The following is a 7,968-nucleotide window of genomic DNA, read 5'->3' on the forward strand; positions in this document are numbered from 1 at the left end:
CATACTATCATCAAATCATACCTTGGCAATTGCGTAAACCTAGCGATCGCCCACATACTATCATCAAATCATACCTTGGCAATTGCGTAAACCTAGCGATCGCCCACATACTATTATAAAATCATACCTTGGCAAGTGCGTAAACGTAGCGATCGCTTTTCGCTGTCGGTTAAGATGGCAACAATGTAAATATTAATATCATGGCTGCAAATAGAATCAGGGTTGCTAAAGATAAGGCTGAGTTGGTGAAATCTCTAGTAGCATCAAAAGACACAACTGGGCCTTTTCAGACTTATGTAGAAGTAATGGTGTTTGCAGCAGCTTTAGGCGTTAAATATAAAAAGCGCGTTCCTTTGGGAGAAACCACAAAACGAGAACCATCTCCAATTCCACAAGAAAATTTTGCTTCATTGGGATATGACCTAATCATTAAATTATTAGGAATTACTGAAACTAAAGATATCAACATACTCTCATCTAGAGAAGAACAAGATGAAGATAAACGTACTCAAATATTTGAAGAATATGCTAATGGAGGACTAGAAATCTTACAAAACGAGTTACGAGGTTCTGTTGATTACTCAGAGCGACTTCTATTAGTTCTGATTTCTGAAAGAGGAACAAAAGAACTGTCAGAAGAAGAATTTGACTTGAGTAAATTTTTAAACTGATTTTTTATTTGTTTAATTAAATTATTAAATATGAAAAATATAGCTTATTACTGTCAACGTTTTGCTGAATTAAATGTGAGCAGTAGCCGAAAGCGTGGTAATGCTCAATATAAACCAATCTTACTTTTATCTGTAATTGATTTGATTGCGCGAGGTATTATTATTACCAATGAAGTTTCCGTTTCCGACGAATTAATTCAAACATTTGAGAGGTATTGGAATGTAATCGGTTCTCCATCTTACAAAGGTGGTTTACACTATCCTTTCTTTCATCTGCAAAATGAAGGCTTTTGGTACTTAAAGTTTAAGCCGGAATTTAATGGGTTACAGCCAAAAACACTTAACAAACTAAAGGAGGCTGTTGAATACGCATATCTAGACAATGAATTATTTAACTTTTTACAAGATGAATTTTGCCGAAAAGAACTAATTGATGCACTTGTGGCAGCTTTCTTTTTTGATAATGAAAATGATATAGAAGTTATTTTACAAATAAATCAAACTTTTCAAGATGGCTCAGGAGAAATAGAAAAATTAATTAAAACGGAAAATTTAGATAATAATCCAAGGTAGAGCTTAAAACGAGCAGTTATTAGAAATGCTTTTTTTAGGACAGCAATTATACATATTTATGATTACAGATGTGCCTTTTGTAGACTAAAAGTAACTAAAAAAGTAAATCAAAATATTGTGGATGGCGCACACAGTAAGCCATTTTCACAGTTTTATGATAGCAAAATTAATAATGGAATTGCTCTTTGCAAAAATCATCATTGGGCATTTGATAGGGGTTGGTTTGCTGTAGATGAGCAATACAAAATCATAGTTAGTAATGATTTGGAAGAAGCATCTTTCCATACTAAACCTATGAAAGATTTTCATGGTGAAACAATACTTCTACCAAATACAGAGCAACATTTCCCAGAACTAGAAGCGCTGCAATGGCATCGCCAAAATATATTTCAAGCATAATTACAGTAGAGGTGGAAGTCCAACCGCTTTTGGTTCAACAAACTTGCCATCAAAACCTATAGTTTTATCTTCCACAGTCCTAGCATCCGCCAAAGCCTTACGAAGTTCAGCACGTTCCATCTGTTCCTGAATTCCACCCAGGATGTAAACCAATAACTTCGCCGCTAAATCTCGTCCAGCAACCTGCACTCGCTTTTTATTTGGGTCATACAAAACCCCATACCAAAGAGATTGGGGATACTCCATACCACTAAAGCCGCCTTGCTGGTCAAACTTCCGCAGCTTCTTAAAAATATCTGCTAGAGAAAAACCTTTTTTAAATACCAAAATTCCCAAAGCTTGGGCTAATGCAACTTGAGCAACCGGACGGAAAAGCATATTTCCTTCACCTCCATCCTTCTCAAAGCTGAACCGCCGTAAAGCTGGTGTATCCTCGTGTTCTAAAATTTTATAACTGGAAAGACTAGCCAAATTATCAAATAGCTTGCTAAATTCCTCAATCCCCTGCTCAAGTTCTTCATCCTCTGGACGCATGGGAATTAGACCTTTCTCCAAGGGTTTCCAGTGGGGGAACTTTTGAGCCAAATACCGCTCAGACATATCTTGTAGAGCTTGCAATGTCGTCAAAACTGTAGAATTGGAAGCTACCGTTGCACTATTCCAATTGACGCGGGGTTTACGCTCTTGTCGTTGTTCTAATAGTGGATGTGTAACTGCAATTTTTCTAGCAACGATCGCAAAACCATCATCCTCATTCAACTGTGTTAGTTGTCCTTTAGTCAACGGTGCAGCCATCAGGTTGACATGAACAAAAATCGATCTTACCCTCCGCCTCGCCTGGGTGCGAGTTTCCCCAGCCGCTACCGCACAGATAAACTCAATACCAATTTTTTCCTTGGGTAAATTTTGCAAGTAAGCAAGGTCTACTTGGTACTTTTCTATCAAATCATTGACTGTAATAAAACTGTCATCAGCACCTTTATCTTTTTTATAGCGTTGGAGTTTACGAGTTTTGATTAACTCCATCAACCCCTGAACCCCCATTAGTCGATGTTGTCCATCTAGTGCATAAATGGTTACATCATCCTCAGAAATATTTAGCAAACCTACCTTACCGTCTTTATCTAGGGCTATAAAATCAGTCGTAGACTTTGTAGCGCGTCCTTCGCTATCCCACTCAGCAGCTTTAGGATTATCCACCCACGGTTGATTAATCACCACTAGCACCGGCGGAAACTTATGATTGTCTCTAGCCGCTAAATACTGGACTAGCGGTGCTTGACGTGACCAATCAAGGGGACGCTGCTGAATTTCATCAATACTATCTGCGTCAATCTCGACATTATCAGTTTCAGGATTATACTTTTTTTGAAACAGAGGTAAGCCAGAGGCGAAGTGAACCCGACCTGCAAACCATTCCAATGTAACAGAGCTAACATAAGCCTCAGTACCACCCATCTCGGTTTTTTGAACGAGAATCTGATCTTTTCTCCCTAAAAACTTCTCTAGGAGTAATGCTAGTACCTGCTTTTCCTTGTTTTCCCGTTCCAGGTATTCTCTAGCAATGTCAGCAGTGGGGTCAGATGTACTATCTTTCATGTTAAATTTTAAAAACAGAATAGTATTATGTAGTTTAATTATCTAAAAAATTAGATATTAGTAGTAAAGTTTTTAAAAACTTTTCTTAAACCCACGGAGGTGGGTTTTGTATTTCGACTCCGCTCAACACAAGTCTGTGTAGCCGCGAATTCTATTCGCCCTATTTACCCCGATATTACGCCAGGTTTCCAGAGAGAAGGAGAAATGACTACAGCACAACAAGCAGAAAATAAAGGTCAGCAAACACGTACTGTAGCAGAGTTAGTGGACTACATCCAAGCTCTCACCACTGAAATTCAAGAATTGTATTGTTTAGACCAGATACCTTGGGTGGTAGGCTATTCCGGTGGTAAAGATAGTACTGCCACTTTACAGCTTATCTGGAATGCGATCGCAGCACTACCAGTTGAAAAGCGAAAAAAGACTATTCATGTTATTACAACTGACACACTAGTAGAAAACCCTGTAGTCTCTGTTTGGGTACGCAAATCCTTAGAAAAGATGAAGGTTGCTGCTCAAGAACAGAAAATGCCCATTGAACCCCATTTATTACACCCAGAAATCAAAGAGACATTTTGGGTAAGTTTGATTGGTAAAGGTTATCCAACGCCGCGAGGAAAATTTCGTTGGTGTACAGACCGTCTAAAAATTCATCCTTCTAACCACTTTATACGTGATGTGGTTAGAGTAAATGGGGAAGTTATTCTTGTTTTAGGTACGCGCAAGGCTGAAAGTGTCAAACGTGCTATCTCAATGGAAAAGCATCAAGCAGGTAGCCTTAAAGATCGTCTTATTTCTGATTCAAGTTCACATACATCTCTGCTTTACCATAGTGCAAGCTTGCCTAATTCTTTAATTTATAGCCCTATTGAAGACTGGCGTACTGATGAAGTTTGGATTTACCTAAATCAATGGCAAAACCCTTGGGGATATAGCAACAAAGATTTGTTCACTATGTATCGAGGTGCTACAGCAGATAATGAATGTCCACTAGTTGTTGATACTTCGACTGCTAGCTGTGGTGATTCTCGATTTGGGTGCTGGGTTTGCACAATTGTTAGTAAAGATAAATCAATGGAGGCAATGATTCAAAATGATGAAGAAAAAGAATGGATGCAGCCTCTATTAGATATCCGTAATGAATTAGATAATAGAGATGACCGCGATAAAAGAGACTTCCGTCGCATCTGGGGAGAAGTCCAACTTTTTGAACGCCATGTAGATGGTGAAACCTCTATTGAACCAATTCACGGCCCCTATACTAAATATTGGCGGGAACATTGGCTCAGACGATTATTAGAAGCGCAAACAAAAACTCGTCGTTCAGCGCCAGAAAATATGCGCGACATCACCCTAATTACTCTAGAAGAAATGAGTGAAATTCGCCGCATTTGGCTAGAAGAAAAACACGAATTTGATGATAGCTTACCCCGGATTTATCAAGAAGTGACTGGTGAAGAATTTCAAGATCCCCGTCCTGGTGCTGACTATAGCTTACTAGGTCGTGATGAATGGATAGTATTAGAAGAAATCTGTGAAGGTGACGCGATGCACTTGGAACTCATGGCGAAATTGTTAGATACAGAACGCCAGTATCGCAAAAAGACTCGTCGCGTAGGAATATACGATACTTTAGAAAAATGCTTTAATACGAGTTCCCGTTCTCCAGAAGATGCGATTAAAAATGCTCGTTTGAAACGCGAATTAAGCGAAGCAGTTAGTCAAGGTGATGTTGCAAAAGTTAAGCAGATGACTTTGGGCGATGTTGCAGCAATCAATGAAGTCGATGAATGTAAAACTGAAAGTGATGAAGAGGTAACTTGGGCAAGTATGAAATTTAAAAAGGAAAACTCAGAAGAACAGTAATAATATAATACCGGGCGATTGGAAATCGCGGCTACACAGACGAAACCCACCTTCGTGGGTTAAAGAAAAATGAGATCAAGTTTTACACAATTGTATGTGCATTATGTTTGGGCTACGTGGGATAGATTGCCTATAATTACGCCTGATATTCAGAAGGAAGTTTACGGGGCAATTATTCGGGAATCTGAACAGTTAAACTGTACCGTAATTGCAATTGGTGGTATTGAAGACCATGTCCATCTGCTAACGGGTTTTCCGCCAACCATCAGTATCTCTGAATTGATTAAACAAATTAAGGGAAGTTCTTCCCATTTCATCACCCATAAAATTAAGCCTGGCGAGTTTTTCAAGTGGCAAGGTAGCTATGGAGCTTTTACAGTGAGTCATGATGCCATTGATAATATAGCCAATTACATCAGAAACCAAGCTACCCATCATAGTCAAAAATCAATCATTCACACCTGGGAACTAACTCCAAAATAACCCAATAACTATGAATTTAGTCCGCGGAGGCGGACTTTGCCTGTGTAGCCGCGAATTCCATTCGCCCGGTATCTTATCAACTTTGCCTACGTAACCACGAATTCTATTCGCCCAGTATCTTAATAAACCCACAATCAGATAAATGATATTTCTTGAACTCGTCTTACAAAACTTTGGTCCCTACAGTGGGAAACAGGTAATCAATCTTAACCCAAAAATTGATGAGGAAATATCACACCCAATTATCTTATTAGGTGGGATGAATGGCGGCGGAAAAACCACCCTTATGGATGCCATTCGTCTCGCCCTTTATGGCCCCCGCGCCCAATGTTCTACCCGTGGTAATTTAAGTTATAGTGATTTTCTCAATCAATGTGTCAACAACAAAATAGATCCAATTACAGACACCCGGATTGAATTACTTTTTGAACATATTGAAAACGATAAACCAATAAAATACCGTGTTGTGCGTAGTTGGACAAAAAATCCTAAAGACGGGAAAGATACATTAGGTATTTTAGGTGACAGTGATACCTGGCCTGATGCTTTAGTTAATATTTGGGATGAATATATTGAAAATCTCCTGCCATTAGGTATTTCTAACTTATTTCTCTTTGATGGTGAACAAGTTAAAGAACTCGCAGAACAGGAAACACCACCACCAGTTGTAGTAGATGCGATACGCGGACTTTTAGGTTTAGAATTAGCAGATCGTTTAGCAGTTGATTTAGATATCTTGGTTAACCGTAAACTTAAAGAAGTTGGTAATAGTAAAGATTTAGCAAACCTAGAGGAAATTGAAACTAGGTTAACCCAACAGCAAGAAGATTATCAAACAACAGAAGAAAAGTTAGAAACTCTCAAAAATCAGGTAGAAGATTTAGAACAAAAGCAGCAAGAAGCCTTTGATAAATTCATTTCTGAAGGTGGGAAGATTGCCGCAGAACGCAATCAACTAGAACTACAACAGGATACAAAAACTGCGGAAATCGAACAAGTACGTCAATCGATGTGTGAATTGGCGGCTGATGTTTTACCTCTGGCATTAATTCCCAATTTGCTTAATCAGGTGCAAGCACAGGGAGAAAAGGAATTTCGCCATCAACAGGTAGAAATTTCTAAAGATTTGTTAATTGAGCGAGATCAGCGCTTACTCGCTTGGCTAAATCAAGGGGAAATTTCTCCGATTCAAGTTGAAAAAATTCAATCTTTTCTAGTCCAAGATGTAGATAATTTATATGCCAAGACTATCAAAATAGAAGCACCTTGGCTATTAGCTGATGATGAAAGCTTAAGTCAGCTAGATAATCTCATATATCACTTACAAAATTCTAAACTTTCTGCAAAAGAGAAATTAGGTATTCTCAAAAATAAAGAAGAAGAAATTCATACTCTAGAAAGACAAGTGCAAACAGCAGCAGCACCAGAAGATTATACAAAGCTGCATCAAGCACTAGAAACGGCACAAAATCAAGTTGTTGAAGCTAAAGCAAATTACGAAACAATCCGCCGCCGTTTAGCTGAGTTAGAAACTATTATAGCCAAATCCAAGAAAGAATTAAGTGATTATACTGTAGAAAATATTAAACATAAAAATAGCGAACATATTATTACCTCAGCAGCAAAAGTTCAAGAAACACTCAAGACTTTTCGGGAAAAATTAACTCTGCGAAAACTCAATAAATTAGAGGAGGAAGTTAAAAATTGCTTCCTTTATCTCCTCCACAAATCAGATTTAGTGCATCGGATCACTATTGATACCAAGACTTTTAGCCTTTTGCTTTACGATTTAAATGGTAAACCAGTCCCGAAACATCGCCTCTCTGCTGGCGAAAAACAACTACTGGCGATCGCCTTCCTCTGGGGTTTAGCCAAAGTCTCTGGACACCGCCTACCAGTAGCAATCGATACTCCATTAGGTAGACTAGACTCCTCTCACCGCAGCAACTTAGTTGAACGTTACTTTCCAGCCGCCAGCCATCAAGTAATTTTGTTATCTACCGATACTGAGATTGGCAAGAAAGAAGTAGAAACACTGCGAGAAAATGAAGCGATCGCCCGCGAATATCTCCTCAAATACGACTCGTCCACCCGCCAAACAACTATTCAACCAGGCTACTTTTGGTAATTCGTAATTCGTAATTCGTAATTCGTAATTATTTACCTTTGAGTCGTTTGGTGGAAGCAACTAGAATTTTGCCAATTTCGTTTGCCTCTTGGAGAAGTAGTTGAAATTTTTGTCTATCCACTAGTTCGGATTCAATTAATATTTCCAACCAGTATTGTGTTTCTCTTGCTTCTTTCAAAGCGATTTCTAATTTATAGCTGAGAACGAAACACGGATGCTCAAAGTCGAATGCGATCGTTGGAATCAAAG

Annotated in this window: 8 protein-coding genes; 6 read left to right on the plus strand and 2 right to left on the minus strand. The window is 38.6% G+C overall.

Annotated features, from left to right (window positions below; genetic code table 11):
- Positions 1 to 200: 200 nt before the first annotated feature.
- From RM049_RS04590 to RM049_RS04600, 3 genes are read left to right on the plus strand one after another with little or no spacing between them, the layout of a single operon-like run.
- Positions 201 to 671, plus strand: coding sequence for a DNA phosphorothioation-associated protein 4 (locus RM049_RS04590; protein WP_322703328.1), 471 nt, complete (start codon positions 201 to 203; stop codon positions 669 to 671).
- 30 nt (positions 672 to 701) lie between these two features.
- Entirely contained in the window at positions 702 to 1,244 is a 543-nt protein-coding gene (locus RM049_RS04595; protein ID WP_322703329.1) for a hypothetical protein, read from the plus strand.
- Between the two features lie 54 nt (positions 1,245 to 1,298).
- Positions 1,299 to 1,643 carry an HNH endonuclease gene (locus RM049_RS04600; protein ID WP_416212612.1) on the plus strand — a complete coding sequence of 115 codons (345 nt, stop codon included), beginning with the start codon at positions 1,299 to 1,301 and terminating at the stop codon, positions 1,641 to 1,643.
- Here the strand turns inward: RM049_RS04600 and RM049_RS04605 are convergent, their stop codons facing one another.
- The gene (locus RM049_RS04605; protein WP_322703331.1) at positions 1,644 to 3,242 is read right to left on the minus strand and encodes a DGQHR domain-containing protein; all 1,599 of its coding nucleotides are present in this window, start codon (positions 3,240 to 3,242) and stop codon (positions 1,644 to 1,646) included.
- 204 nt (positions 3,243 to 3,446) lie between these two features.
- Between RM049_RS04605 and dndC the strand changes: the two genes are divergently transcribed.
- The 3 genes from dndC (at position 3,447) to dndD (ending at position 7,719) form a co-directional block, all read left to right on the plus strand.
- Complete coding sequence (gene dndC / locus RM049_RS04610) at positions 3,447 to 5,108, plus strand: DNA phosphorothioation system sulfurtransferase DndC (RefSeq protein ID WP_322703332.1); 1,662 nt, start codon at positions 3,447 to 3,449, stop codon at positions 5,106 to 5,108.
- A gap of 69 nt (positions 5,109 to 5,177) precedes the next feature.
- Complete coding sequence (tnpA, locus tag RM049_RS04615) at positions 5,178 to 5,591, plus strand: IS200/IS605 family transposase (RefSeq protein WP_322703333.1); 414 nt, start codon at positions 5,178 to 5,180, stop codon at positions 5,589 to 5,591.
- A gap of 142 nt (positions 5,592 to 5,733) precedes the next feature.
- Complete coding sequence (dndD, locus tag RM049_RS04620) at positions 5,734 to 7,719, plus strand: DNA sulfur modification protein DndD (RefSeq protein ID WP_322703334.1); 1,986 nt, start codon at positions 5,734 to 5,736, stop codon at positions 7,717 to 7,719.
- 28 nt (positions 7,720 to 7,747) lie between these two features.
- Here dndD and RM049_RS04625 read toward each other — a convergent pair.
- A partial coding sequence (locus RM049_RS04625) for a four helix bundle protein (protein WP_322703335.1) occupies positions 7,748 to 7,968 on the minus strand: 221 nt, incomplete at its 5' end.

Source organism: Nostoc sp. DedQUE04, assembly GCF_034530995.1.
GTDB lineage: Bacteria > Cyanobacteriota > Cyanobacteriia > Cyanobacteriales > Nostocaceae > Nostoc.

What these genes read in the sequence shown, in the direction of transcription:
- RM049_RS04595 (WP_322703329.1), top strand. Translation starts at nt 702, where the DNA reads ATGAAAAATATAGCTTATTACTGTCAACGTTTTGCTGAATTAAATGTG.
- RM049_RS04605 (WP_322703331.1), bottom strand. Translation starts at nt 3,242, where the DNA reads ATGAAAGATAGTACATCTGACCCCACTGCTGACATTGCTAGAGAATAC.
- dndC (WP_322703332.1), top strand. Translation starts at nt 3,447, where the DNA reads ATGACTACAGCACAACAAGCAGAAAATAAAGGTCAGCAAACACGTACT.
- tnpA (WP_322703333.1), top strand. Translation starts at nt 5,178, where the DNA reads ATGAGATCAAGTTTTACACAATTGTATGTGCATTATGTTTGGGCTACG.
- dndD (WP_322703334.1), top strand. Translation starts at nt 5,734, where the DNA reads ATGATATTTCTTGAACTCGTCTTACAAAACTTTGGTCCCTACAGTGGG.
- RM049_RS04590 (WP_322703328.1), top strand. Translation starts at nt 201, where the DNA reads ATGGCTGCAAATAGAATCAGGGTTGCTAAAGATAAGGCTGAGTTGGTG.